Source organism: Gilvimarinus gilvus, from assembly GCF_030518155.1.
Classification (GTDB): domain Bacteria; phylum Pseudomonadota; class Gammaproteobacteria; order Pseudomonadales; family Cellvibrionaceae; genus Gilvimarinus; species Gilvimarinus gilvus.
This window is the reverse complement of sequence record NZ_JAULRU010000713.1, coordinates 1-458: the sequence shown is the minus strand read 5'-3', so window position 1 is coordinate 458 and position 458 is coordinate 1. Positions and strand designations below refer to the sequence as shown.

General features: G+C 65.1%; 1 protein-coding gene. It reads left to right on the top strand.

From position 1 onward, the window contains the following. Positions 1 to 451, top strand: a 451-nt coding sequence (locus QWI17_RS18090) for a TIGR03747 family integrating conjugative element membrane protein (RefSeq protein ID WP_302723931.1), incomplete at its 5' end; no start/stop codon positions are given. Positions 452 to 458: the final 7 nt, after the last annotated feature.

Here is a 458-nt window from a genome sequence, read left to right as displayed (position 1 = left end):
CGTTCGCTCGGGGCTGCTGGCGCGCATGAGCCAGACCGCCGAGCGCGTCCGCGCGCCCAGCCACGAGCAGACGCGCAACTTCCGCTACTACATCAGCCAAGTCTATGTCTGGGCCGAGAGCTACCTCATCGCCGCAGCCTTCACGACGCTGACCTTCCTGGTGCGCCTGCTGGTCCTGGTGCTCACGTTGCCACTGATCTTCACGGCCGCTTTCGTCGGTCTGATTGACGGTCTGGTGCGACGCGACGTGCGCAGGTTCGGCGCGGGCCGCGAATCCGGGTTCATCTACCACCGTGCGAAAGCCAGCCTCATGCCGCTGGCCGTGCTGCCGTGGATCACGTACCTGGCGCTGCCGATCTCGGTGCATCCATTGCTGATCCTGTTGCCGAGCGCCGCCTTGCTGGGACTGGCCGTGAGCCTGACTGCGGGCAGCTTCAAGAAGTACCTCTAGCAGATCA